Annotated in this window: 27 protein-coding genes and 1 tRNA gene; 11 read left to right on the forward strand and 17 right to left on the reverse strand. The window is 48.2% G+C overall.

What is annotated here, in order from left to right:
• The 3 genes from QVP67_RS15250 to QVP67_RS15260 form a co-directional block, all read right to left on the reverse strand.
• The coding region (locus QVP67_RS15250) for a phage integrase SAM-like domain-containing protein (RefSeq protein ID WP_288180299.1) at positions 1-472 on the reverse strand (472 nt) is incomplete at its 3' end.
• Positions 473-724: 252 nt separating this feature from the next.
• Positions 725-3025 (reverse strand): TonB-dependent receptor, encoded by a 2301-nt coding sequence (locus tag QVP67_RS15255; RefSeq protein ID WP_022164415.1) that lies wholly within the window; start codon positions 3023-3025, stop codon positions 725-727.
• A gap of 110 nt (positions 3026-3135) precedes the next feature.
• Complete coding sequence (locus QVP67_RS15260) at positions 3136-3453, reverse strand: hypothetical protein (protein ID WP_288180300.1); 318 nt, start codon at positions 3451-3453, stop codon at positions 3136-3138.
• 291 nt (positions 3454-3744) lie between these two features.
• Between QVP67_RS15260 and QVP67_RS15265 the strand changes: the two genes are divergently transcribed.
• The 6 genes from QVP67_RS15265 (at position 3745) to QVP67_RS15290 (ending at position 8322) form a co-directional block, all read left to right on the forward strand.
• Complete coding sequence (locus QVP67_RS15265) at positions 3745-4443, forward strand: DUF6249 domain-containing protein (RefSeq protein WP_022164417.1); 699 nt, start codon at positions 3745-3747, stop codon at positions 4441-4443.
• Positions 4440-4985, forward strand: coding sequence for an RNA polymerase sigma factor (locus tag QVP67_RS15270; protein WP_022164418.1), 546 nt, complete (start codon positions 4440-4442; stop codon positions 4983-4985). The genes QVP67_RS15265 and QVP67_RS15270 overlap by 4 nt, the downstream gene beginning before the upstream one ends.
• Complete coding sequence (locus QVP67_RS15275) at positions 4972-5298, forward strand: DUF5056 domain-containing protein (RefSeq protein ID WP_022164419.1); 327 nt, start codon at positions 4972-4974, stop codon at positions 5296-5298. The genes QVP67_RS15270 and QVP67_RS15275 overlap by 14 nt, the downstream gene beginning before the upstream one ends.
• 244 nt (positions 5299-5542) lie before the next feature.
• On the forward strand, positions 5543-6712 hold the full coding sequence (gene cls, locus QVP67_RS15280) for a cardiolipin synthase (protein WP_288180311.1): 1170 nt from the start codon (positions 5543-5545) through the stop codon (positions 6710-6712).
• A gap of 305 nt (positions 6713-7017) precedes the next feature.
• Entirely contained in the window at positions 7018-7812 is a 795-nt protein-coding gene (locus QVP67_RS15285; RefSeq protein WP_022164421.1) for a thymidylate synthase, read from the forward strand.
• Positions 7813-7833: 21 nt separating this feature from the next.
• A complete protein-coding gene (locus QVP67_RS15290) occupies positions 7834-8322 on the forward strand; it encodes a dihydrofolate reductase (protein ID WP_022164422.1) in 489 nt (162 codons plus the stop codon).
• 26 nt (positions 8323-8348) lie between these two features.
• Here QVP67_RS15290 and QVP67_RS15295 read toward each other — a convergent pair whose 3' ends face one another.
• Positions 8349-8837 (reverse strand): Lrp/AsnC family transcriptional regulator, encoded by a 489-nt coding sequence (locus QVP67_RS15295; protein ID WP_288180301.1) that lies wholly within the window; start codon positions 8835-8837, stop codon positions 8349-8351.
• 182 nt (positions 8838-9019) lie between these two features.
• On the opposite strand from QVP67_RS15295, the gene QVP67_RS15300 reads away from it, so the two are divergent.
• Both QVP67_RS15300 and QVP67_RS15305 read left to right on the forward strand, forming a co-directional pair.
• The gene (locus QVP67_RS15300) at positions 9020-10297 is read left to right on the forward strand and encodes an IgA Peptidase M64 (RefSeq protein WP_022164424.1); all 1278 of its coding nucleotides are present in this window, start codon (positions 9020-9022) and stop codon (positions 10295-10297) included.
• 21 nt (positions 10298-10318) lie between these two features.
• The gene (locus QVP67_RS15305; RefSeq protein ID WP_022164425.1) at positions 10319-10852 is read left to right on the forward strand and encodes a GNAT family N-acetyltransferase; all 534 of its coding nucleotides are present in this window, start codon (positions 10319-10321) and stop codon (positions 10850-10852) included.
• Between the two features lie 359 nt (positions 10853-11211).
• Here the strand turns inward: QVP67_RS15305 and QVP67_RS15310 are convergent, their stop codons facing one another.
• The 9 genes from QVP67_RS15310 to QVP67_RS15350 form a co-directional block, all read right to left on the reverse strand.
• Positions 11212-11676, reverse strand: coding sequence for an ExbD/TolR family protein (locus tag QVP67_RS15310; RefSeq protein ID WP_071148786.1), 465 nt, complete (start codon positions 11674-11676; stop codon positions 11212-11214).
• Positions 11676-12266: an ExbD/TolR family protein gene (locus tag QVP67_RS15315; RefSeq protein ID WP_022164427.1), complete on the reverse strand. Its 591-nt coding sequence runs from the start codon at positions 12264-12266 to the stop codon at positions 11676-11678. Before QVP67_RS15315 ends, QVP67_RS15310 begins: the two co-directional genes overlap by 1 nt.
• 17 nt (positions 12267-12283) lie before the next feature.
• Positions 12284-12766 carry a hypothetical protein gene (locus QVP67_RS15320; protein ID WP_022164428.1) on the reverse strand — a complete coding sequence of 161 codons (483 nt, stop codon included), beginning with the start codon at positions 12764-12766 and terminating at the stop codon, positions 12284-12286.
• A 15-nt stretch (positions 12767-12781) separates the two neighbouring features.
• Positions 12782-13594 (reverse strand): MotA/TolQ/ExbB proton channel family protein, encoded by an 813-nt coding sequence (locus QVP67_RS15325; protein ID WP_022164429.1) that lies wholly within the window; start codon positions 13592-13594, stop codon positions 12782-12784.
• A 76-nt stretch (positions 13595-13670) separates the two neighbouring features.
• Positions 13671-13758, reverse strand: a tRNA-Ser gene (locus QVP67_RS15330).
• Positions 13759-13920: 162 nt separating this feature from the next.
• Positions 13921-14700 carry a TatD family hydrolase gene (locus QVP67_RS15335; RefSeq protein ID WP_288180312.1) on the reverse strand — a complete coding sequence of 260 codons (780 nt, stop codon included), beginning with the start codon at positions 14698-14700 and terminating at the stop codon, positions 13921-13923.
• An 8-nt stretch (positions 14701-14708) separates the two neighbouring features.
• Positions 14709-15410 (reverse strand): hypothetical protein, encoded by a 702-nt coding sequence (locus QVP67_RS15340; protein WP_288180302.1) that lies wholly within the window; start codon positions 15408-15410, stop codon positions 14709-14711.
• A gap of 18 nt (positions 15411-15428) precedes the next feature.
• Positions 15429-16403, reverse strand: a complete 975-nt coding sequence (locus QVP67_RS15345; protein ID WP_022164433.1) for a polyprenyl synthetase family protein — start codon at positions 16401-16403, stop codon at positions 15429-15431.
• An 86-nt stretch (positions 16404-16489) separates the two neighbouring features.
• Positions 16490-17179: an energy transducer TonB gene (locus QVP67_RS15350; RefSeq protein WP_022164434.1), complete on the reverse strand. Its 690-nt coding sequence runs from the start codon at positions 17177-17179 to the stop codon at positions 16490-16492.
• A 269-nt stretch (positions 17180-17448) separates the two neighbouring features.
• Here QVP67_RS15350 and cmk point away from each other — a divergent pair, with 269 nt between their 5' ends.
• The 3 genes from cmk to pfkA all read left to right on the forward strand — a co-directional run bounded on the left by cmk (position 17449) and on the right by pfkA (position 20115).
• Entirely contained in the window at positions 17449-18138 is a 690-nt protein-coding gene (gene cmk, locus QVP67_RS15355; protein WP_022164436.1) for a (d)CMP kinase, read from the forward strand.
• A 24-nt stretch (positions 18139-18162) separates the two neighbouring features.
• Positions 18163-19038: a 4-hydroxy-3-methylbut-2-enyl diphosphate reductase gene (locus QVP67_RS15360; protein ID WP_022164437.1), complete on the forward strand. Its 876-nt coding sequence runs from the start codon at positions 18163-18165 to the stop codon at positions 19036-19038.
• A 96-nt stretch (positions 19039-19134) separates the two neighbouring features.
• Positions 19135-20115 (forward strand): 6-phosphofructokinase, encoded by a 981-nt coding sequence (pfkA, locus tag QVP67_RS15365; protein ID WP_022164438.1) that lies wholly within the window; start codon positions 19135-19137, stop codon positions 20113-20115.
• Positions 20116-20250: 135 nt separating this feature from the next.
• Here the strand turns inward: pfkA and QVP67_RS15370 are convergent, their stop codons facing one another.
• The 4 genes from QVP67_RS15370 to QVP67_RS15385 all read right to left on the reverse strand — a co-directional run.
• Entirely contained in the window at positions 20251-21099 is an 849-nt protein-coding gene (locus tag QVP67_RS15370) for an SDR family oxidoreductase (RefSeq protein ID WP_022164440.1), read from the reverse strand.
• A 4-nt stretch (positions 21100-21103) separates the two neighbouring features.
• Positions 21104-22327, reverse strand: coding sequence for an NADH:flavin oxidoreductase (locus QVP67_RS15375; protein ID WP_022164441.1), 1224 nt, complete (start codon positions 22325-22327; stop codon positions 21104-21106).
• 75 nt (positions 22328-22402) lie between these two features.
• Positions 22403-23173 (reverse strand): DUF1295 domain-containing protein, encoded by a 771-nt coding sequence (locus tag QVP67_RS15380; protein WP_022164442.1) that lies wholly within the window; start codon positions 23171-23173, stop codon positions 22403-22405.
• 64 nt (positions 23174-23237) lie between these two features.
• Positions 23238-24201 (reverse strand): phage integrase SAM-like domain-containing protein (locus tag QVP67_RS15385; RefSeq protein WP_288180303.1); only part of this gene is annotated, 964 nt, incomplete at its 5' end.

Below are 24201 nucleotides of genomic sequence, written 5' to 3' on the forward strand. Positions count from 1 at the left end.
AAGCCACGTCGACAAAGGGGATGCCACGTAGCATGAACAACAACAGAAACAGCATCCGGGTCTTTTCAAGGCTACATTCGCGCGCAGCAGGTTCCGGTTCATTCAGTTTACGCAGATCGCTTTCACTGAGGGCACGCTTTACCGTCACCCGTGTGCCCGTGTACACCCCTTTGAATAAGCGCGGATGGAAGCTGGCCTGTCCACTATCGACAGCCCGCAGGTATGCTGCCCGCAGCATACGCATGTAGGTAGAAATAGTGTTCCACTGCAACTGGCGTCCCAGCAGATAGTTCTGGAAAGCTTTCAGCCAAAAGGGAGTTACTTCACCGAAGGTGAGCGGCTGACCGCCTGTAAAATCAAGCACACGGTGCAACGTACTGCGATAAACGTGTGCCGTCCCGATTCTTCCTTCAGCCTCCAGCTGTTGGACAATCAGGTCCATGTAAGTGGTTAAGTGTTCTTTCTTTTTCATGATTCGTTTCGAGTTTGAGATAAAAGTGTAGATTGTTTTGTGTTTTTAATTTAAGCGAAACAAAATAAGAAAAAGAAAAGGAGTTGTGCAACGCAAACTCAAAAACTAAAGAACTAAATACATACCAGCAACTGTATAGGAATAAAAAAGCTTCTTCCCAGATGCCGCATACGAGTAATGTATATCCGATTGAATTCTATACATTCCGCATCATGCGCCTCTGAAAAGAAGCTTCCTCATTCAGTCTCTACATCAGTAACTGATCTTCACTCCCGCAAAGTAGGAACGCGGCAGACCGGGACCGTAGATGTAACCCGAGTCACGCAGTTTGCCTTGGTCGAAGTCTTTCTGATAGGCGTTGAAAAGATTCTGCACGCCGGCATTTACCTGAAGGGTGATGTTGTTGTAGAGCGTGAAGTCATACGCAGCTTTCAGATTCATTTCCCAAAAGTCGGGAGTAGTTTCGGCGCGGTCTTTCTCGATGTAGCCGGCACGGTGCTCTACCAGCATGCTACCTGTATACGTACCTGACAGGGCAATGCTCAACGGCTTCACCGGACTGTAAGTCAGCGTCATATATCCATAGGTATCGGGCGTGCGGAAAATACGTTTCTCCAGAGGAACAGTCTCATCGTCGCTCCACTGGCGGGCTTCCTTGTACTCGGCTTTCTGTAAGGTAACACCTGCCTGAAGCTGAAGCACACTGAGCCAAGCCAGTTTGCCTTCGAGCGTCATGCCGTAAACGCGGGCTCCCTTTTCGTTGTAACGCTCGTTCTTCAGAATACCGTTCTCGGTACCAATCTCGCGCAAAGCAAATACGTCGGACAAGTCGGTATAGAAACCTTCGAGCAACAGGTTACCCTGCCAGGCTCCCCAGCGGTGATACATGTCGGCCGAAAGGCTGAAACTGCGCGACTTTTCTTCACGCAAGTCCTTGGCCAGCTGAATCATGGACACGTTACCACCTACATTCTCCACATGCAAATCCTCGTCGAAAGCCTGCGGAGCACGGAAACCTACGGAATAAGCGGCACGGAAGTTAATATCCTTTGTCGGGTTGTAGCGCAGATTAACGCGCGGACTGAAAATGACATGGTCTATCAGGTTGTGCTTGTCCAAACGTCCTCCCACGAGGAAGCTCCAGCGGTCGTTTTTCCACTCGTTCTGCAAGAAAGCACCGGCGATGCGTACCGTCTGGTCGATGCGGCGGTTGTAGCCCCACATGTTGTCGTGCATGGCATCCTGATTATACTCTACCCCACCCGTCAGGTCGGCAGGCAGGAAGAGACAACGGTCGAAGTGATAAACGTATTGCGAACCGACTACCCACGTCAGGTCAGTAGTAGCACCGTAAGCGTCGAGCGAATGGTCGCCACCGTAGTAGCTGTCGCGATCGATGTGCTGCACGGAGGCATAAACGTTCATGCGGTGCTTCTCGTTGGGCGAAAAGTAATCGAACTTCACACTTCCGCTGTTGATGCTGTGCTGGGTCTGCTCGGTGATGTCGGTCTCGTGAGGCGGACGGTCGAGCAAATTGCCACCACGGCGGAATTCCTGCAGATGATGGTATTCAAAGGTCAGTTTGGAGTAAGTACTCGTCTTGAGATACGAACGGAAACCAACTGTCTGGTTACGCAACTGGGGCAGCTCAGTAAAGCCGTCGCCGTCATAATCGAATCCACTGCGCTGGCGGTTCTGTCCAAAGACGTAAATACCTGCCTTATGGTCATCGGTCACCAACGAAGCGTTCATGGTCGTATTATTGTCGAACACCGAAAGGCCGCCCACGCCCATAATGGTATGGCCCAGCTGGGCAGAGTTGCGCAACGGTTCTTTGGTAATGATGTTGATGGTTCCCGCAATGGCCGATGCGCCAAACAGTGCCGAACCTCCTCCACGCATCACCTCCACTCTCTCTATCATGTTGGCCGGTATCTGTTCCAGTCCGTACACTCCTGCCAAAGCACTAAACACGGGGCGTGAGTCTATCAGAATCTGCGTATAAGGACCGTCAAGGCCATTGATGCGTACTTGCTGGAAGCCACAGTTCTGGCAGTTGTTCTCTACCCGCACACCCGGCTGGAAGTTCAGTCCCTGTGCCAGTGTGGTTGAGTTGGTCTGCTCGAACAGCTTGAAGTCCATGACATTGACCAGCGTAGGAGCCAGACGACGGGTTGTTTCGCTGCGGTTAGCGGTCACCACTACCCCGTCCAATGCCACGAGGTCTTCTTCCAGTTCGAAGTTCTCTTCCAGCGTAACGCCTTTCTTCAGCACAACGTTACGTGTCAAAGTTTTATATCCCACGGCACTGACCTGCAGTACGAACTCGCCTTCGGGCAGATTCTTCAGGAAGTAATGTCCAGTTCCGTCGGTTAGCGTACCGATAGTGGTACCTTTCAGTGAAACAGATATATAAGAAAGGTGTTCTTTGGAGTGTTTCTCAAGTACATGCCCCACAATGTTGGCATCCGATTTGTTCAAGTCTTCGGCAAAGGTTGTGGCTGGCAACAGTGCATAAAGCACCGCCACCACAAGAAAAATATACGTTTTCATGTGTCTTCTTTCTATAAATTAATAAAATGAGGAAAAGGGTAGATGTTTCCAAATAATCCATAGTGAATTCATAACACACCTACCTGTCATACAAATATAAATCGCGTCAGTCAGAAGACACAAACGGGAGGGGCACGCAGATGAAGGCCGTTTTCCTGTCGTGACAGACAAAGCCGTACCACACGGGGCACCGCCAATACGTTCAGCAAAACCAAGAAACAGGAAACGGCAGTCAGCAACGACGGAAGCGAAGAAGCGGTATAATGGCCCAGAAAAAATATCGTCTCGGCCTGATCCGGCGTATGCTGATGATTGGCTTGGAAGGGATGCGAGTGCACAATGATAACCCCGTTCACCACATGCGAGTGGTTGAACAGTGTGATTCCTCCCCAATACATCAAGAACAACAGGGGAAGAAAGAACTTCATAATGCGACGCAACTTCTCCAAAGAAGATTTATATGATTAAATTTGAAGGCGCAAAGATAAGGCTATTTATGCTAGTAAACAAACTTCAGGAATAACTATATATAGGTATTCCCAAATATTCTCCAATTCCACCCTCGTTCTCCCATGAATCTCCTATTTTTGTACCTCTACATCCTAACCACGCAATACATGAAACAAATTCCTAAAAAAAAATCGTTTCTTTGCAACCTTGTCGGGGGGACGTTCCGTCTAAACAGACAAAGAAACCAAAGAAACTAAAAACAAACGAATATGAAACGCATCCTTTTACTTCTGGGCCTGATGGCCGCCATTTGCTTGGGAATACAAGCCGGAAACCGCACCGTAACCGATAGCGTCAACGGGAAGAAACGCGTCATCGAACTAATGGACACCGTTATCAATGGACAGCTGACTATCGATACGCTGAGTATTACTACTTACGAAGGTTCCGGCACTTCCAGCGACGACGACGAAACTTACCATCACAGCAGTGGCAGTGGTCTGCAATGGGTAGGCTTCAACTTCGGCGACAAAGCACCCGAAACCGTCATTGCCATAACTGCCATCATCTTCGTGTTCGGCCTGCCGGCACTGCTCATTTTCATCATCTTCTACTTCCGCTACAAGAATCGGAAAGCCAAATACCACCTGGCCGAACAGGCACTGGCCAGCGGACAACAGCTGCCCCCCGGTTTCTTCAAAGAGGTTGAAACCCGTGACTTGCGTAGCCGCGGCATCAAAAATATCTTCCTCGGCATCGGACTGTTCATCTTCCTGTGGGCACTGACCGGCGAATTCGGATTGGGCTGCATCGGTTTGCTCATCATGTTTACAGGCTTCGGGCAGGTGGTCATCTACTATACCCAGCCCGAACGTAACAACGGCATTCCCTTCATCCGTATGAAACACGACGAAAGATATGCCCAGAAAGAAAATGATTCTGACGCCCAAAACGAAACGCAACGATGAACCAACTCAACGACTTATCGCTGATTGCGCAGGTCGTCGTGTTCCATAACAACAAAGCCTTCGACCAGTTGGTCAGGAAATACCAGTCGGCTGTCCGCCGATTCTTCCTGAACCAGACTTGCGGCGACAGCGAATTAAGTGACGACCTGGCGCAGGAAACCTTCATACGGGCCTACACCAATCTGGCATCGTTCCGCAACCTGTCCAGCTTCTCTACCTGGCTCTACCGTATTGCTTACAACCAATATTATGACTATCTTCGCAGCCGGAAAGAGACAGACGACCTGGACACCGTGCAGGTAGATGCCCAATGCAGCACCCGACAGCCGGACACAGGGCTGAAGACGGACCTGCACCGCGCACTCGCCACACTGAAAGACATAGAACGCACCTGCATCACCCTGTTCTACCTTGAGGACCAGAGCATCGAAAAGATAGCAGGAATCACCGGATGCCCCACGGGAACCGTAAAAAGCCACCTTTCGAGGGCCAAGGAAAAGATGGCTAAGTACTTAAAACAAAATGGTTATGACGGAAAATAATGATAGACTATTGGAAAGTTTCTTCGCCGAAAACCGACAGGAAATAGCCGACAACGGATTCAGCCGCCGGGTGATGCACCGCCTTCCCAACCGGAGCAATCGCCTGGCACGCCTGTGGACAGCCGGCGGATTTACGCTGGCAATAATCCTCTTTGTCTGCCTCGATGGTGTCAAGGAAGTTTTGAATGCTTTCGGAGGAATATTCGAACAGACGATACAGAACAGCAACATGCAAATCGACCCCAAATCGATGCTTGTTGCAGCCATCGTACTGCTCTATTTAGGCTACCGGAAAATAGCTTCGCTTGCATAAGTCTTCTCGGGATGACAAAAGGTTCATGTTCCTTCGTTTTGACACGTCTTCAAAACGAAGGCGGACCTAAAACCTACTCACTCAGCGAAGTATAGATACATTAAATAATCCTAATCTTTTCTGCAACTTTCACCAATATATTATATCTTTGCCTCTTCGGAAAACTAAAGAAGGACAAACAGTTTTGAGACATATTCTAATTATCATAACTCTCTGCATTGCAACAGTATGCTCATGGGCACAGATGCCGAGCGACAGCATTGTCATGAACAAGCTGAAGCAAATGGGTGCCCCATTAACCTACAACAACAAAGTGAAGCTACTGATGAACGGGCACGACAAATTCATCGACCTGTTCGATGCCATCCGTGGTGCCCGGCATCACATCCATCTGGAATACTTCAACTTCCGCAACGACTCCATCGCCAATGCCCTGTTCGACCTGCTGGCCCAGAAAGCGGCCGAAGGCGTGGAAGTGCGTGCCCTGTTCGATGCCTTTGGCAACTGGTCGAACAGCCGTCCACTGAAGAAAAAACATCTGGAAGCCATTCGCAAACGGGGCATCGAAATCGTAAAATTCGACCCCATCACCTTCCCCTGGTTTAACCATGCCGCCCACCGCGACCATCGGAAAATCGTAGTCATCGACGGAAAGATCGGCTACACGGGAGGCATGAACATAGCCGACTACTACATCAAGGGCCGACCCAAGATAGGCGAATGGCACGACATACATGCGCGCATCGACGGCGACGCCGTCCGCTACCTGCAAGGCATCTTCCTGACCATGTGGAACCGCGAAACCGGCCAACACATCGGCGGACCTGAATACTTCCCGGACACGCCCCAACTGCCGGACAGCATTGCCGAAGAAATCATGATTGTGGATCGCACACCACGCGAAACGCCGCGATCCATCAGCCGTGCTTACGCCACCTCCATACGTGCAGCCGACAGCCTGATCCGGATTGTGAATCCCTACTTTGTACCCACCAAATCCATTCGCGAGGCCCTCAAATACGCCCTGAAGAAAGGAACGCAGGTCGAGATTATGGTACCCAAGGTATCCGACGTACCGTTTACGCCCGAAGCAGCCTTCTACATCCTGCACAAGCTGATGAAGAAGGGAGCCAAAGTCTATCTGTTCAACGGCGGCTTCCATCATTCCAAGGTGATGATGGTGGACGACAGCTTTTGCACCGTAGGTACGGCCAACCTGAACAGCCGCAGCCTGCGCTACGACTACGAGACCAACGCTTTCATCTTCGACCCCGTAACGACAGCCGAACTGACCGAGATGTTCGAACATGACAAAGGACGCAGCACGCTGCTGACTCCCGAAGTATGGAAAGAACGTTCGGCATGGAAGAAGTTCGTGGGATGGTTCGGCAACCTGTTTACGCCGTTCCTCTGACCTGTTTGCACGCTGTTTGTGGGACACTTGCACGGCTCGCGAGCGACACAAGTGTCCCACAAATGGATTGCAAGTGTGGCTCACGAGCCGTGCAAGTGTCCCACAAAGCCCTTCCTGACAGCCCACTAAGTTTTTTAAAGCCGGCAGTGCCGATTTATCACCAAAAGAATTAACTTTGCAACGGTCTTATTTCCGAAGGCGTAACAGAAACGGCATGGAAGCAGCAGAAAATCAACTATTTCCATCACCAACAAGCGTCTGAGAGAAACGACCGTACTCCCTCTATCAGTAACTATATTCTTGCAATGAAACAATACTTAGACCTGCTTAACCGCATATTGACCGAAGGCGTCGAGAAAAGCGACCGTACCGGAACAGGTACCATCAGCGTGTTCGGCCATCAGATGCGTTTCAATCTGGACGACGGCTTCCCCTGCCTGACAACCAAAAAACTACACCTGAAATCCATCATCTACGAACTGCTCTGGTTTCTGCGGGGCGACACCAACGTGAAGTACCTGCAAGACCACGGCGTGCGCATCTGGAACGAATGGGCCGATGCAGACGGCGATCTGGGGCACATCTACGGCTATCAATGGCGTTCGTGGCCCGACTATCAAGGCGGCTTCATCGACCAGATCAGCGAAGCGGTAGAGACCATCAAGCACAATCCCGACTCGCGCCGCATCATCGTAAGCGCCTGGAACGTAGGTGACCTCGGCAACATGAACCTGCCTCCCTGCCACGCTTTCTTCCAGTTCTACGTGGCCAACGGCCGGCTGAGCCTGCAACTGTATCAACGCAGTGCCGACACCTTCTTGGGGGTACCGTTCAACATCGCGTCGTATGCCCTGCTGCTACAGATGATGGCACAGGTAACCGGGCTGAAAGCAGGCGACTTTATCCACACACTGGGCGATGCGCACATCTACCTGAACCATCTGGAACAGGTGAAGCTGCAACTGACGCGCGAACCGCGCCCCCTGCCGCAGATGCACATCAATCCGGATGTCAAGAGCATCTTCGACTTCCAGTACGAGGACTTCGAATTAGTGAACTACAACCCGCATCCGCACATTGCCGGAAAAGTATCTGTTTAACCCTGAAACAAACATCGGAATATGATCAGCATCATCGCCGCCGTCGATCGCCGCATGGCCATCGGCTACCAGAACAAACTGCTGTTCTGGCTGCCCAACGACCTGAAACGCTTCAAAGCCCTGACCACCGGACACACCATCGTCATGGGACGCAAAACATTTGAGTCGCTGCCCAAAGGAGCGTTGCCCAACCGGCGGAACATCGTCCTGTCGTCCAACGCCGCTACCGTATGCCCCGGTGCCGAAGTGTTCACCGGCCTGCAGGAAGCGCTGGAACATTGCGGCAGCGATGAAGACATCTACATCATCGGCGGCGAAAGCATCTATCGACAGGCACTTCCGCTGGCCGACCGCCTCTGCCTGACCGAAATAGACGACGAGGCACCACAAGCCGATGCCTATTTCCCTACCATCGATCCTGCCGTATGGACAGAAAAAAGCAGGGAGCCTCATCCTGCCGATGAGAAGCATCCCTGCCCTTATGCCTTTGCCGACTACGTGAGAAAGTAATCTGGCCGACCCTCATTTTAGCGTCTTCAGCTCTCCAAACCATCGTCCTCGTCTTCCACCACAATCGGCATCTGACGCTTGATGGCCTCGTGAAACGAGATCAACGTTTCCGTACGAGCCAGTCCCAACGGTTGCAGCTTGTCGTGAATGATGCTTAGCAAATGGTGATTGTTGCGGGCATACAGCTTGATGAACATGTCGTACTTACCTGTCGTAAAGTGGCACTCCACAATCTCAGGAATGGCTTCCAACGCCTTTGTTACGGCATCGAACGAAGCGGGGTCCTTCAGGTATATGCCAATGTAGGCACACGTTTCATACCCGATCTTTTCGGGATCGATTACAAACTCCGAGCCCTTCAATATGCCCAGATTAGTCAACTTCTGAATACGCTGATGAATGGCAGCTCCCGAAACATTACAGGCGCGTGCCACTTCCAGAAAAGGAATGCGCGCATTGTCGGCTATCAACTTTAATATTTGCTCGTCTAAAGTATCCAATTGATGATGTCCCATGTTCAATTCAAAATAATTAATAAATAAATTCTTCCCGTATTCACACACGGCTTTTCTGCAAAGTTAATCATTTTTTTCTCGATAAACATCCGATTTATAACTTTTATGACAAAGAAACGAATAAAATTGCAGATACGAAACAAAGCACGTATCTTTGTGCCAACCAATAAAAGTGAACGAATATGAGAAAAATAGGATTGCTTCTGATAAGTCTGTGCATGGCCATGACCGCATTTGCACAAAACTTCAACGATTACTTTGCCGACAAAACACTGAGGCTGGACTATATTTTCACCGGAAATGCCTCCAAACAGGAAATTTGCGTGGATGAAATCTGCTCCCTGCCCTCATGGGCTGGCCGGAAACATCATTTGGCCGAACTGCCGATAGAAGGCAACGGACAACTGGTAGTGAAAGACCTACAGAGCGGACAAATCATCTACAAGACCTCATTCTCATCACTCTTTCAGGAATGGCTCGAAACCGACGAAGCGCAACAAACGGTGAAAGGTTTCGAAAATACGTTCCTGATTCCCTATCCGCTCCGACCGGCCGAAGTAGAAATCACCCTTTTCGACATGCGCCGGAACGTACAGGCCAGCCTGAAGCACGTGATCAACCCCGAGGACATCCTGATCCACCGGAAAGGACTGTCGCACATCACTCCCCACAAATATCTGCTGCAAAGCGGCAGTGCCGAACAGTGCATCGACGTAGCCATACTGGCCGAAGGATACACTCCGGACGAAATGGAAACTTTTTATCAGGACGCAGCCATCGCCTGTGAAAGCCTGTTTGCCCACGAACCTTTTAAAAGCATGAAGTCGTGCTTCAACATCGTTGCCGTTGCCAGTCCGTCACAGGACAGCGGTGTAAGTATTCCCCGCTTAGGCGAATGGAAACACACCGCATTCAGCTCTCACTTCAGTACCTTCTATTCGGACAGATACCTGACCACCTCGCGTGTGAAATCCATTCACGACGCATTGTCCGGCATTCCCTACGAGCACATCATCATCCTGGCCAATACCGAAGAATACGGTGGCGGAGGCATCTACAACTCGTACACACTGACTACAGCCCACCATCCGCAATTCCGCCCTGTAGTCGTACACGAATTCGGCCATAGCTTTGCCGGCTTGGGCGACGAATACTTCTACGATGACGATGTCATGTCGGGCATGTATCCGCTGGACATCGAACCGTGGGAACAGAACATCACTACCCGCGTCGACTTTGCCTCCAAGTGGGAAGATATGCTGGCTCCGGGCACACCGGTTCCTACGCCGACAGAGCAAAGCGAGACTTATCCCGTAGGCGTATACGAAGGCGGAGGCTATTCTTCGAAAGGCGTTTACCGTCCGGCCGACGACTGCCGCATGCGTACCAACAGTTATCCAACTTTCTGCCGCGTATGTCAGCGTGCCATCCAACGGATGATTGATTTCTATACCAAATAATCACCTTTAACCCATATTTCTATGATTACATTCGAACGTATCACCGACTCATACTCTCCGCATTATCAATACATGGAGCAACTGCTGGTGGCGTCTTTCCCGACAGACGAATACCGCGCTTTAGAAGAAGAACGGGAATATACCGACTCAAAAGAGATCTTTTATAACAACATCATATTGAACGACGGCGCCCCCATCGGACTTATCACTTACTGGGATTTCGGACAGTTTTATTATGTGGAGCACTTTGCCATCGATCCTGCACAACGAAATGGTGGCTATGGCAAAACGGTACTAAACAAACTTTGCGAGGAACTGCACCGTCCCATCGTACTGGAGGTGGAAACACCTGTAGAAAAAATGGCCAAACGGCGCATCGGATTCTATCAAAGACAAGGATTCAACTTATGGGAAAAGGAGTACCTGCAACCTCCTTACAAAGCGGGTGACACGTACCTGCCCATGCACCTTATGGCATACGGTAATCTGGAATGTGAAAAAGCTTTTGATGAAATAAAGAATATTATCTATCGGGAAGTATACAACGTGAAATAAGAATACTTACCCCCATTTTTCTCCCTAGTTAGGAAAAAAATATTTTCCTAACTGGGGAATTTTATTTTCCTAACTGGGAAAAAATCCGGCCCCAGTTCCGAAGATTTTTCCAAGTATATTTCAAGGTGTATTGAGTCGTTAATTATTCCCTTCCTAAGCCATAAGTCAACGAGTAGATGCAGCCGCTAACTATTCACTCGACAAGCCGTCAGTTAACCACTCAGCATACCGTAAACAGCACTCTATCATCATGACGATACAGGAGGACAAACTGGTCACTTGAAAACGAGAGGATATAGCAAAAAAGAGGCCGGATCAATAAGACCCGGCCTCTCTTTTTATAATTCACCGATTAACGATTACTGACGTGGTTGTGCAGAATAGTTAATCTTCAATGCATAAGCTTTACGAAGAGCTTCCTTGATATCGGTTACGATACCCATCTTGGTATCCTGATCGACCTTCAAAGAAACGGTCATCAAAGGCTGATCAGATTCTTTCATACTGGCACGTTCACCAATAATATAATCCTGAATCTCAGAAACCTCTGCATAACTATCATTCAACTGGATACGGCTCTCATTACCTAATTTCTTACGGAACTCGGCAGTAGGCTTTCCTACATAGATGAACGTAACCAATGATTTCTTCTCCAGTTTTTCCAATTCTGTACCTTGCGGAACCTTAAACTCAACCTTTAATGTTACTTCACGCATTGTTGTTACAATCATAAAGAAGAACAACAGTGAGAAGATAAGGTCAGGCAGAGAAGAAGTGTTCAACGCAGGCATTCCGCGTTTACCAGATTTATTAAATTTTCCCATTACTTCTTTTCTCCGTACTTTTTAGGTTCTGCCTCAGAAATCATCTGAGGATAAATTTTACGAATTGCTTCTTGCTGTACTTCATCCAGATCAGCATAATTCTTACCCCATTTTTCCTGAGCTACTTCGTCACGCAATTCATTGTATGCAGCAACCAGCTCATTCTGAACAGCGATATATGCCTTGTAAGAAGTACCACGGTCACAACGCAAAGATATTACATGCTTCTCTGTTACTTGAACAGTTCCGAAGAACGGTACTTCTACCGCATATTTTTCCGGAAGCTTTTCATCATTGTTCGGATTAGCAATGAATTCCTTAGCTCTATCACGCAGTTGATCTACGTTAATATAGTCTTCACCACACATCAACTGGTCTTGTAAGTTCAAGAAGACTTGCAATACATTACGCTCCTTCAACTTGATATCATCTTTCTGTTGGTTTTCCTCGGGTGGTGGCGGCAAACGTCTTGCCAATCCACGGTCAGTATCCATAGAAGTAGTAATCAAGAAGAAGATGAGCAACAAGAAAGCCATGTCCGCCGTTGAACTGGAGTTGATTTCAGGTGTGCTTCTTTTTCCTTTTGCCATCTTATTCTTCTCCTAAATTATTTAAGTTTCTTCGAAATTCCAAAACCTACAATTAACAGGATGAGTACACCCATCATAATGTAAGTGGAATACAAGAACATATCAGTGATCTTCAACCAAAACGGTACGTTCTCTGTACCTTCATAACCCGGTATTACCAAGGGAACATCACTGCCTACCGAATAAGTCACAACCAACAGCAGAACAATCATGATAAGTCCCAACAAAGATCTAATTGCCGTTTTAGGAGAATCAACCAACTTAGATCCAAACTGGAAGATAGCACCTGCTATCGTAATGAATACAGTAACAGCGAGCAAAATATACATCCAGTAAATCAATGCATCTGTCTGTGCAGGTTCCGACATGGAAGTATCTGCGACTAACCGTTGGGATACAGGAGTTTCCCCTCCGAAGAAGAAGAGTCCCAGTATTACCACCGTAATGAGAAGCATTACCAATAATACAGAACCTGAAACTTTTTGAATTCTAATTTTCATATCGCAGATATATTATTATTTTTTGTACTTCAGGTCATATTTAATGAGCATATCCAAAAGCGTAATAGAAGAATCTTCCATTTCGCTGGTCAAAGCTTCAATCTTAGTCAGGATATAGTTGTAGAATACCTGCAGAATCAAAGCAACGATCAAACCGAAGATAGTAGTAATCAAGGCCACTTTCATACCACCTGCTACAACCGTCGGAGAGATATCACCTACTTGTTGGATCTTATCGAATGCCTGCACCATACCGATTACAGTACCCAAGAATCCCAATGACGGAGCCATCGCAATGAACAATGTGATCCAAGAGCAACCTTTTTCCAGGTAACCAGCTTGTACACCACCATAAGAAACAACAGACTTCTCAACAACATCAATACCTTGGTCAAGTCTCAGCAGACCTTGATAATAGATAGATGCGATAGGACCTCTTGTGTTACGAGCGATGTCTTTAGCAGCTTCTACATCACCTTTTTCCAAAGCAGCTTCGATAGCAGCCAAGAACTTCTTTGTGTTAATTTCAGCCAAGCTCAGATAAATGATACGTTCGATGCAGAATGCAAGACCGATAACCAATGCAATAGCAACGAAACTCATGAAGAATGCAGAACCTTCGATGAATTTTGTTTTCAATTCCTTGTGGATACCACCTTCAGTAGCTTCTACAGCTGCAGGAGCAGCGGCTTCAGCGGGAGCTGCTTCAACAGCCGGAGCAGCTTGTTCGGTTTGTTCAGCTGCAGGAGCATCTTGAGCCTGAGCAAGTTGAGTTGAGCCAAATGTTAAGACTCCCATCACAGCAACAATTGCAAATAACTTTTTCATTGTGTGTCTAAATTTTAAGATTAATTAATTAATTTATTTTATTATATTTATTTGTTTCACAATTAATCAAAATCTGCGGAGAGACGGGGATTCGAACCCCGGATACCCTTTAGGGGTATACACGCTTTCCAGGCGTGCCTCTTCAACCACTCGAGCATCTCTCCTAATCAATGCCCCTTATAAATCGGGTGCAAATTACAAAAAAAATGCGAATAATCTGCGTTTTCAGCTACAAATGTATTCTTTTTTTCGTTCTTCCGGTGCATTCTCCCCGTTTTATATTGAATAATATCTCAAAATTAATAAACTTTAAAATCTTCGGAACGTTATTTGAGCATTCCAAACACTTTTAAGGCATTTTCAGAAGTCACCAACGAAACCTCTTCCGGCGTCTTGCCGTACACTTGGGCAACTTTGGTAAGCGTATCTCTGACATAAGCACTCTCATTTCTTTTTCCCCTATTGGGAACCGGAGTAAGGTAAGGGGAATCCGTTTCCAGTACCACACGTTCCAAAGGAATCTGAGCTAACACACCAGGCAATGTCGATTTCTTAAAAGTAACCACTCCATTAATCCCCAAACAGAACCCTTGAAACTCAAGAAGGCGTTCCGCTTCTTCTTGTGTTCCCGTAAAACTATGAAAGATACCAGTCAAAGGCGTAGCTTTGTAATCTGCTAATACCTTATATATATAATCAAAAGCTTCACGACAATGAATCACGATAGGCAGGCCATATTCCAATGCCCATTCAACTTGTTGCCTGAACACAACCTCCTGTTCTTTTACGAAGGTCTTGTCCCAATAAAGATCCATACCGATCTCGCCAATTGCCACAAACGAATTAGGTTCTTTCAGATAACGGCATACAACTTCCAATTCCTGAAGATAATCATCCTTCACCGAAGTCGGATGAAGTCCCATCATCGGATAACACAAATCTTTATAAGCAGCACAAACCCGCAACAGCGGCTCAACGGTGGTACTGTCTATATTGGGCATAAAGATATGAGTTACCCCTGCCTGCCGGGCACGTTCCATTACTTCAGGCAAATCTTCCGAAAATTCTTCCAGAAACAAATGCGAATGCGAATCTACCAACTTTATCATCTTACTTACTTTATCTGCTTTTCACCGGTACGGTAATAATAGACCAGCCCATAACTTCTACACAGGTCCAATCTCCTTTCATTCGGAGTAACCGTCTCGAACTTACGTTCAACCTGATTCCAAATATCCAAAATCAGTTCATCTGCCTCGGCACGCATTGAAGAGAGTGCTTCGAGACTCCGAGCCGTAGCCTCCTGATACTCCTTCTGCCGTTCACCACTGTCCATAAAAATATCATAGTGCACCTTTACCTTGGCAATAGTCGGATTATAAATCGGCGTTCCTCCTTGAGACAGACGACGAGTTTCTCCGTCTATGATTTTTCGTCCCCATGACGCCAGTTGAGTTTCGGACGACAAATCGGGCACATTACAACTTTGTGGTTCCAAGCCATAATATTCTTTATGCGATGAACGAATTTCCGAACGTATTACCGCTAAATTCAACACCTGAATGAAATGTGAAACATACAAACGAGCCATTTTTACATTAGCCTGGTGTTTCTGACCAGCCTTTGCCTGCCTCGCAAAACATTCGGTATAGTAACGCTGTGCTGCCTCAAACTTCACAAGAAACCGCCTGGCCGCCGACAACGACTTCCAGGATATGGCCATCGCATCACCGTTGCACATATCCGCCTTCGTTATGACAGCTTTCAAAGCCCTGATTCTGGCCTGGTCAGTATTCGGTAGTCTTCGGTAAGGCATTACATCTGTTTAAACCTATCAGACTTCACGATGCATCAGTTCGTTCATCATCGTTTCCAGTTCCTGCTTGTTTTCTGCAGGAACATTCACCCGGTTCAGACTTTCCGACGCCCGCTTGCTGTACTCCACAATTCTATTTTCACACAAAGCCTTCACTCCGATCTCGTTGTACAAACGGGTTACAGCAGCAATTTTCTCCTGCGGATCGAAAGTCTCACGGGTAAACCAATCGTTCAATAAAGCTTCCTGGTCGGTATTGGCATGTTCAAAAGCCTTTATAACCAGGTAGGTTTTCTTATTACACAGGATATCACCTCCGATATTCTTTCCAAATCGAAGCGGATCGCCATAAACATCCAGCAAATCATCCTTCAGTTGGAATGCCAGTCCTAGATTTACGCCAAAATCATATAAAGCGTCCGCATCTTCCTTCGAAGCACCTCCTAAAATAGCTCCGATTTTCAAACTGGCAGCCAGCAGAACCGAAGTTTTCAAACGAATCATTTCAATATATTCATCTTCCTTCACATCCTTACGCTGTTCGAACTCCATATCCAACTGCTGTCCTTCACATATCTCCAAAGCGGTCTGACTGAACAAATCCATCACGTCCTTCAACTTTTCGGAAGCGCATTGCGCCATAAACTGATAGGCCAACACCAGCATGGCATCGCCCGAGAGAATGGCTACATTATCATTCCACACCTTATGCACGGTTGCCTTACCCCGTCGCATGTCTGCGCGATCCATCAGATCGTCATGCAACAAAGTATAGTTATGATACACCTCAATACCCGTAGCAGGTTGCAAAATCGACTTAACATCTTCCCTGTACAGATTATAAGCCATCAGCATCAAGACGGGACGGATTCTTTTTCCACCAAGCGATAAAACATAAGAAACAGGATCATACAGTCCTTTGGGAGTACGGGTAAATTGCAATCCGGCAATATGCCCCCTTACAATATCAAGTAGCTCTGAAGCCGTAAACATAGTAAATAGATCTTTTTTATCTTGAAAGAAGAGAGAACAAAAAGAGGCTGCTTAAAGCAGCCTCTTCTTTTTTTATATAAACTTTATTACTGCAATCTAAACATTACAGGCACTGTGTATTTTACACGTACGGGTTTACCACGTTGCATACCCGGTTTCCACTTCGGCATAGTACCAATCACACGGAGTGCTTCTTTGTCCAGATAGGGGTCAACACCTCTCAATACTTTTGCGTCTACAATACTACCGTCCTTGTTAACCACGAACTGTACTGTAACACGACCCTGAGTACCATTTTCCTGTGCGATAGTCGGATACTTGATGTTCTTGCTCAAGAACTGCATCAAACCAGCCATACCACCATCAGGAAATTCCGGCATCTGTTCTACAACCTCGAAGATTGTTTGTTCTTCCGGTTCTTCCTCTTCTACAGCAACAGGCACGTACTTGATTTCTACAGCCTGGCCAGTTTCCTCAGAAGAAGCAATTGTAGTTTCTTCTACATCAGCATCGTCCTCCACAATCGTCAAGGTCTCAGCAATAGACGGAGCCTCGGGAGGGGGCGGCACAACAACTTCCGGTTGTTCGGTGATAGGAATTTCAATTTCCTCTTCAAATACAACATCGGTTACAGCTTGGCTTGTATCGATCTTCACATCGCGTTTCGTCCATTCGAACGCAACGAACATAAAGGCAAGCACGATTACGTAACCGACAAGCAGCCATGTAGACTTTTTGTTCTCCAAGTCTGCCTTAGGTGTCTTTTTAATTTCCATAATCTATAATAATAATTTTAGTGTTTCTCATTTGGGGCAAATATAGCACTTTTCCTACGAATGTTCACGCTTGGCTGTGTTTTTTTACACAATAGACCTTGCATTTTTATTTTTTTAATCCTTAAAAGGGCTTTATCTGCTTTTGTGCTACAAAAGTAACGAGATATTTTAAAAATACCCGTATCTTTGGCAGGATTTTTAAACGAAATGTCGAAAAACATTCTGATTAAAGCCAAAATCGAAATACACCTTATTATATATACACTCTTATGAGAAAGATTACAATTGCCATCGACGGATTCTCTTCTTGCGGGAAAAGCACCATGGCCAAAGACCTGGCCCGTGAGATAGGTTACATTTATATCGATAGTGGAGCCATGTACCGTGCCGTGACTTTATACAGCATCGAAAACGGAATCTTCCACGGGGACGAAATCGACAAGGAAAAACTGAAAGCACAGCTTGGCGACATACATATCAGTTTCAAGCTGAACGCCGAGACCGGACGCCCCGATACCTATCTGAACGGAGTGAACGTAGAAAACAAAATCCGGACCATGGAAGTATCGGCCAAAGTAAGCCCGATCGCCACCCTTGATTTTGTTCGTGAAGCAATGGTAGCACAACAGCAGGCAATGGGAAAAGAAAAAGGAATTGTAATGGACGGACGCGACATCGGTACTACCGTATTTCCGGATGCCGAACTCAAAGTGTTTGTTACCGCTTCGCCCGAAATACGCGCTCAACGCCGCTACGATGAGTTGAAAGCCAAAGGAGAAGTTGCCAGTTTCGACGAGATACTGGAGAACGTAAAGCAAAGAGACTACATCGACCAGCACAGAGAGGTAAGCCCGCTGAAAAAGGCCGAAGACGCTTTATTGCTGGACAACAGCCACCTGTCACTGACACAGCAAAAAGAATGGCTGAAGGAACAGTTCGAACGGATTACCAAAGCTTGAACAGGCAGACAGGAGGACAAAGATATGGTGAAAGTAGAAATAGATGAAGGATCCGGATTCTGCTTCGGAGTAGTAACCGCCATCCGCAAAGCCGAAGAAGAACTGGCCAATGGAGGAACTCTTTATTGCCTGGGCGACATCGTGCACAACAGCCGCGAAGTAGAACGGCTGGAAAACATGGGACTGACAACCATCAACCACGAGGAATTCAGACAACTGAAAAATGCCAAAGTACTGCTTCGTGCCCACGGTGAGCCACCCGAGACATACGAAATAGCCAGACGCAACAATATCGAAATCATTGATGCGACTTGTCCCGTAGTCCTCCAGCTGCAGAAAAGAATCAAGCAGGAATTCATGGCAGAGGAAAGCAGTGACAAACAAATCGTCATCTACGGCAAGAACGGACATGCCGAAGTGCTTGGACTTGTTGGGCAGACCAACGGAAAAGCCATCGTCATTGAAAAACTGGAAGAGGCTCAGCGACTGGATCTCACCAAAGACATCCGGCTTTATTCGCAAACGACCAAATCGCTCGATGAATTCCGACGAATTGTAGAATATATCAAGGCACACATCTCCCCCGGTGTTTCTTTCGAATACTACGATACAATCTGCCGCCAGGTAGCCAACCGCATCCCCAACATCCGGAAATTTGCCTCTTCGCACGATCTGATATTTTTTGTCAGCGGCAAGAAAAGTTCGAACGGGAAAATGCTCTTTGCCGAATGCCAGAAAGTCAACCCAAATTCACATCTGATAGACAACGCGGCTGAGATAGACAACAATCTGCTCACAGGCGCCTCCTCCATCGGTATATGTGGAGCGACTTCTACTCCCAAATGGCTGATGGAAGAAATATCGGATGCCATAAAAGAAAGACTAACAAGCCAGAAATAGTCCTTTTCAGGAATTAGAAATTAACGTAAATTATCAGTCACGCCCTTGGGTTTTTCGTATCTTTGTGGCGAATTATTAACTTAAAAAAAGATTGTTATGGGAACAATTAAGTGCATCGGAATCTTGACTTCCGGAGGAGATGCTCCGGGAATGAACGCAGCCATCCGTGCTGTGACACGTGCAGCCATCTACAACGGACTTCAAGTAAAAGGTATATATAGAGGTTACAAAGGACTGGTAACCGGTGAGATTAAGGAATTCAGAAGCCAGAATGTCAGCAACATCATCCAGTTGGGAGGAACCATCCTGAAAACGGCACGTTGTAAGGAATTCACTACTCCCGAAGGCCGTCAGCTGGCTTACGACAACATGAAGAAAGAAGGCATCGATGCACTCGTCATCATCGGCGGTGATGGCTCGCTGACCGGTGCACGTATCTTCGCTCAGGAATTCGACGTTCCGTGTATCGGACTGCCGGGTACCATCGATAACGACCTTTATGGTACAGATACTACCATCGGATATGACACCGCCCTAAACACCATTCTGGATGCTGTCGACAAAATCCGTGATACAGCGACCTCACACGAACGTCTGTTCTTTGTTGAAGTTATGGGACGTGATGCTGGCTTCCTGGCACTGAACGGCGCTATCGCTTCAGGAGCCGAAGCTGCCATTATCCCGGAATTCAGTACGGAAGTGGACCAGTTGGAAGAATTCATCAAGAACGGTTTCCGCAAATCAAAGAACAGCAGTATCGTGCTGGTAGCCGAAAGCGAACTGACCGGAGGTGCCATGCACTATGCCGAACGTGTGAAAAACGAATACCCGCAATACGACGTACGCGTTACCATCCTCGGCCACTTGCAACGCGGTGGTAGCCCAACGGCACACGACCGTATCCTGGCCAGCCGCCTGGGTGCAGCAGCCATCGATGCCATCATGGAAGGCCAGCGGAACGTCATGATAGGTATCGAGCACGACGAAGTGGTTTATGTCCCCTTCACCAAAGCCATCAAGAACGACAAGCCTATCCAAAAGGAACTGGTGAACGTTTTACGCGAACTTTCTATCTGATACACAAGATTACCAACCGGCATAGCCGGTCTATCATATAAAAGTGCATGTGTGTCAAATGAAGGAGCCTCTTTCTTCATTTGGCACACACTTTTTTTGCCAGCTATCGACATCTTCTATGCCGCAGCTTACTTATTATAGCCACTTCTCTACTACGATTTCCGTACGGTTCCACAATTCTCCCATTTGCCAGTGGTGCAAATATTTATCTGACAAATGCTTCGGACGGCAACTTACATTCAGTGTACCAGTCCGTTGTCCGGCTTCCTCGTCCAACAGCAGACTGATAGCTGTAGCCGCTCCCTTACGGGGCGTACGGATAAACGGACGAAACAGAATATCTGTCAGCGGATCGAACCACATGTGCATCGTAATAATATCTGTCGAAACAATACCCGGATCGGCAGCATTTACCACAATGCCACGCTCCTTAACCCTGCGTGCCAAGTCGATGGTAAACAACGTCAGCGCCAATTTGGTATTACTATAGATAGGAATACGCCAGAAAGCTCCTTTCTTGCCCCGCAGGAAGAAGTCGGGAAAATCAAGTTTCCCAATGGCATACGTACACGACACCATGTTCACCACCCGGCTCCCCTCACCCATCAGCGGCAACAGCTTGCGCGTCAACAGATAAGGTCCCACGTAATTAACGCTGACCGTACGCTCCAGTCCGTCATTTGTAATGTGCAGGCCGGTTTCCATCGTTCCGGCATTGTTCATCAACAGTGAGATTCTTTCTCCTTGCTCCAGCAGGCGGTTGGCAAACGCAGCTACCGACTCCAGCGAAGCCAGGTCAATGCCCCGCACCTCAATGTCGGCATTAGCTGTTTCCTCAACCAGCATTCTGCGCCGCACTTCGGCTTTGGCCGGATTGTAGCAGGCCATCACTACCCGATAGCCCGCACGGGCTACGGCACGAGTAATCTCAGTCCCCATGCCGCCGTCGGCTCCTGTTATTACAGCCAGTTTCTTCTTATCCATACGCCTACCCCCTGCTTTCGATGCGTTCAATCTCTTTCTTCAGGCAAGGCGGCAACTCTTCCTTCAACCGTTGATGGCATGCCATGTCGATGCTGTACATACGGGCAATGCAGTAGTTGCTGTGCCGACACGAGCAGCGTGCATTCTCTTCCGCCTTCATACGATTCACAAAGCCCGGTTCGTTAAGTAGTGCGCGACCCATTTGCACAGCCTCGAAACCGCAATCCAGTACTTCGTCAATCTTCTGCCGGGCCACCAGTCCGCCTACATAGACCAACGGCATGGTGAGTGCCTTGCGGAACTTCAAGGCATCTTCCAGGAAATAAGCCTCCTTGAAAGGCACAGTAGGGATCATCCATTTGCCTACCATACGCACTCCGTACTTCAACCACCAGCAATCCATATAGTGGGTCATGGTACGGATGGGCATCTCGCCACGCATCACGTACATAGGTGCCTTGCTCACAAAGCCACCGCTCAACACCAGCGCATGGGCACCGCTTTGCTGCAACCGCTGCGCCACCTGCAACGACTCGTCCAGTTCCATACCTCCACGGAAGCCGTCGCGCATATTCATCTTCACCAATACGGCCATGTCGTTGCCGGCTGCCTTCATTACCTCGTCCATCACCATATCCATGAAACGCATGCGATTTTCCAACGAACCGCCGAATTCATCTTTGCGATGATTGGTAGAGGGTGAAAGGAACTGACTGATAAGATAGCCATGCCCGGCGTGAACCTCCACAGCATCGAAGCCCGACTCACGCGCCAGATTCACTGCATGGCCGTAAGCACGAGCCATTTCCGGAAGTTCGTCGGCACGCAGGCCACGGACAAACGTAGGCGAATAAAGGTTGAAGCCGCTACTGGCTCCTACGGGCATACAGCCACAGATGCTTTTGTGTGACATGTTGCCGCAATGTCCTAACTGGATGCTGGCCGCAGCACCTTCGGCATGAACAGCATCAGTCAGACGGCGCAAGCCAGGCACAATCTCCGGACACATCCACAACTGACGGTCGAAGGAAAGGCCGCTACGGGTAACGGCAGCATAAGCCACTGTCGTCATACCCACACCACCCGCGGCTACGGAGCGATGATAGTCGAGTAGCTGTTCCGAAGGCTTGTTGCCCGGACACATACTCTCGAAGGCCGCCGAGCGGATAGTACGGTTACGCAGCGTCAGCGGACCTATGGTTACAGGGGTAAACAGTTTTGAGTTCATTTATCTATGTTTCTTTAAGATTCAGATATAACATATTTTCCAACCGCGGGCAATACGAGCGGATGCAGACCAGAGTTAATATATAAAAGGTATCACCCTCTTCCGCCGTCCTACCGCTTCATCGCCAAACTCCTCACGATAACGTTTGTGGATGGCATCGGCACGGGGCACCAGATTGGCAAACGTCCACCAGACAAACACCCAGGCTGCCGGCGACGCGGTCAGTATGGCAAAGCCTGTCCACTCCACCAGTTCACCGAAGTAGTTGGCCGAAGTGACATAACGGTACAGACCACGGGCAGGCAGATAATGTTTCGTATCGCCCGGACGACGCAGATGACGGATGACATGATCGGAATGGAGGTTAATGCCCATGCCCACTACGAACAGCAACAATCCTGCCACGGCATGAGGTTCCAGGAAGTAATCCATCCCGCCGTCATAGAGCCCTTCCGGTGCAAAATAGAACAACCCGCCGGCCTGCATCATTCCGTTCAGCACATTGAACACAATGCCCATCACCATAATGGCCAGCGGCATGCGGCTTTTTCCTTTCATCAGGAAAGGGAAAATGAACGAACGCTGAAGGTAGTGAAGCTGAAACAACAGGAAAAACACATATACCGGCATGGAAAAGCCCACGCCACTACGCCCCCACAGCCAGAACATCACGACAAACACAGGCGCCTCCATCAGCATCCAGGCCAGCTTGTTGTTGATGGACAGTCCCCACGACGAGGTGCGGAACATACCGTAACCGGCCTTTACAAAATAGAGTGCCACAAACACAAACAGTGCCACGACACTCATCACTATCAGAAACAAGTGAAACTTTTCTACATCCATAAGTGTCTCATTTATGCGTACAAATATAGTGAAAACTAAAACAATGGAATAAGTTTTATCCGAATTAAAATAAAGAATGACTACCTTTGCACTCATGAAACAGGAAAAAGAGACAAACAGCCCCAGCCTCCACCTGCAGCGTCAGCAATTGCTGTTGCGCATGGAGTACGAATACGAGAAGGAAGAGTTCCGCCGCCAGACCGAAACCATGGGCGTGGCACGCAAGGTGAAGCGTGGCCTGTGCTGGTTTCCCGCCACGGCCGGACGCAGCTACTACAACTCGCTCAACCAGCTGGTGCTGGAAGTGACACGCACCGAAGATACCGACATCGAGCACTCGTTCGAGTACGGACGCCCCGTCTGCTTCTTCCGCCAGACAGCGGACGGCAGCCTCAACTATTACAACTTCCAGGCCACCGTCAGCTATGCCGACGACACACGCATGGTGGTCGTCATGCCCGGCGCGGGCGCCATCCTCGACGTGCAGGGAGCACAGATAGGGCGAAGATTCATCCGGCGTCTTCAGTTGTTCGATAAGGCTCATAGCACGCGGCTCTACACGTACCGTCAGCCAGCTTCCTGTCTTACGACGGCGATACATCAGGACATTATCCTGCAAATCGCACTTGCGCAAGTAGGCTATGTCGACAAAAGGGATGCCGCGCAGCATGAACAGCAGCAGGAACAGCATTCGTGTCCGCTCAAGGCTACATTCGCGCACAGCAGGTTTCGGTTCATTCAGTTTACGTAGGTCGTTTTCACTGAGGGCACGCTTTACCGTCACCCGTGTGCCCGTGTATACGCCTTTGAACAGGCGAGGACGGAAGACGGCCATTCCGGCATCGACCGCACGCAGGTATACCGCTCGAAGCATGCGCATGTAGGTGGAAACGGAGTTCCATTGCAACTGGCGTCCCAGCAGATAGTTTTGGAAAGCTTTCAGCCAAAGGGGAGTTACTTCACCGAAGGTGAGCGGCTGACCACCAGTGAAGTCGAGTATGCGATGCAGTGTACTGCGATAGACGTGT

Origin of the sequence: Bacteroides sp. CAG:633, assembly GCF_000435115.1 — a bacterium.
Lineage (GTDB): Bacteria > Bacteroidota > Bacteroidia > Bacteroidales > Bacteroidaceae > Bacteroides > Bacteroides ndongoniae.

What these genes read in the sequence shown, in the direction of transcription:
- QVP67_RS15255 (WP_022164415.1), bottom strand. Translation starts at nt 3,025, where the DNA reads ATGAAAACGTATATTTTTCTTGTGGTGGCGGTGCTTTATGCACTGTTG.
- QVP67_RS15260 (WP_288180300.1), bottom strand. Translation starts at nt 3,453, where the DNA reads ATGAAGTTCTTTCTTCCCCTGTTGTTCTTGATGTATTGGGGAGGAATC.
- QVP67_RS15265 (WP_022164417.1), top strand. Translation starts at nt 3,745, where the DNA reads ATGAAACGCATCCTTTTACTTCTGGGCCTGATGGCCGCCATTTGCTTG.
- QVP67_RS15270 (WP_022164418.1), top strand. Translation starts at nt 4,440, where the DNA reads ATGAACCAACTCAACGACTTATCGCTGATTGCGCAGGTCGTCGTGTTC.
- QVP67_RS15275 (WP_022164419.1), top strand. Translation starts at nt 4,972, where the DNA reads ATGACGGAAAATAATGATAGACTATTGGAAAGTTTCTTCGCCGAAAAC.
- cls (WP_288180311.1), top strand. Translation starts at nt 5,543, where the DNA reads ATGCCGAGCGACAGCATTGTCATGAACAAGCTGAAGCAAATGGGTGCC.
- QVP67_RS15285 (WP_022164421.1), top strand. Translation starts at nt 7,018, where the DNA reads ATGAAACAATACTTAGACCTGCTTAACCGCATATTGACCGAAGGCGTC.
- QVP67_RS15290 (WP_022164422.1), top strand. Translation starts at nt 7,834, where the DNA reads ATGATCAGCATCATCGCCGCCGTCGATCGCCGCATGGCCATCGGCTAC.
- QVP67_RS15295 (WP_288180301.1), bottom strand. Translation starts at nt 8,837, where the DNA reads ATGGGACATCATCAATTGGATACTTTAGACGAGCAAATATTAAAGTTG.
- QVP67_RS15300 (WP_022164424.1), top strand. Translation starts at nt 9,020, where the DNA reads ATGAGAAAAATAGGATTGCTTCTGATAAGTCTGTGCATGGCCATGACC.
- QVP67_RS15305 (WP_022164425.1), top strand. Translation starts at nt 10,319, where the DNA reads ATGATTACATTCGAACGTATCACCGACTCATACTCTCCGCATTATCAA.
- QVP67_RS15310 (WP_071148786.1), bottom strand. Translation starts at nt 11,676, where the DNA reads ATGGGAAAATTTAATAAATCTGGTAAACGCGGAATGCCTGCGTTGAAC.
- QVP67_RS15315 (WP_022164427.1), bottom strand. Translation starts at nt 12,266, where the DNA reads ATGGCAAAAGGAAAAAGAAGCACACCTGAAATCAACTCCAGTTCAACG.
- QVP67_RS15320 (WP_022164428.1), bottom strand. Translation starts at nt 12,766, where the DNA reads ATGAAAATTAGAATTCAAAAAGTTTCAGGTTCTGTATTATTGGTAATG.
- QVP67_RS15325 (WP_022164429.1), bottom strand. Translation starts at nt 13,594, where the DNA reads ATGAAAAAGTTATTTGCAATTGTTGCTGTGATGGGAGTCTTAACATTT.
- QVP67_RS15340 (WP_288180302.1), bottom strand. Translation starts at nt 15,410, where the DNA reads ATGCCTTACCGAAGACTACCGAATACTGACCAGGCCAGAATCAGGGCT.
- QVP67_RS15345 (WP_022164433.1), bottom strand. Translation starts at nt 16,403, where the DNA reads ATGTTTACGGCTTCAGAGCTACTTGATATTGTAAGGGGGCATATTGCC.
- QVP67_RS15350 (WP_022164434.1), bottom strand. Translation starts at nt 17,179, where the DNA reads ATGGAAATTAAAAAGACACCTAAGGCAGACTTGGAGAACAAAAAGTCT.
- cmk (WP_022164436.1), top strand. Translation starts at nt 17,449, where the DNA reads ATGAGAAAGATTACAATTGCCATCGACGGATTCTCTTCTTGCGGGAAA.
- QVP67_RS15360 (WP_022164437.1), top strand. Translation starts at nt 18,163, where the DNA reads ATGGTGAAAGTAGAAATAGATGAAGGATCCGGATTCTGCTTCGGAGTA.
- pfkA (WP_022164438.1), top strand. Translation starts at nt 19,135, where the DNA reads ATGGGAACAATTAAGTGCATCGGAATCTTGACTTCCGGAGGAGATGCT.
- QVP67_RS15370 (WP_022164440.1), bottom strand. Translation starts at nt 21,099, where the DNA reads ATGGATAAGAAGAAACTGGCTGTAATAACAGGAGCCGACGGCGGCATG.
- QVP67_RS15375 (WP_022164441.1), bottom strand. Translation starts at nt 22,327, where the DNA reads ATGAACTCAAAACTGTTTACCCCTGTAACCATAGGTCCGCTGACGCTG.
- QVP67_RS15380 (WP_022164442.1), bottom strand. Translation starts at nt 23,173, where the DNA reads ATGGATGTAGAAAAGTTTCACTTGTTTCTGATAGTGATGAGTGTCGTG.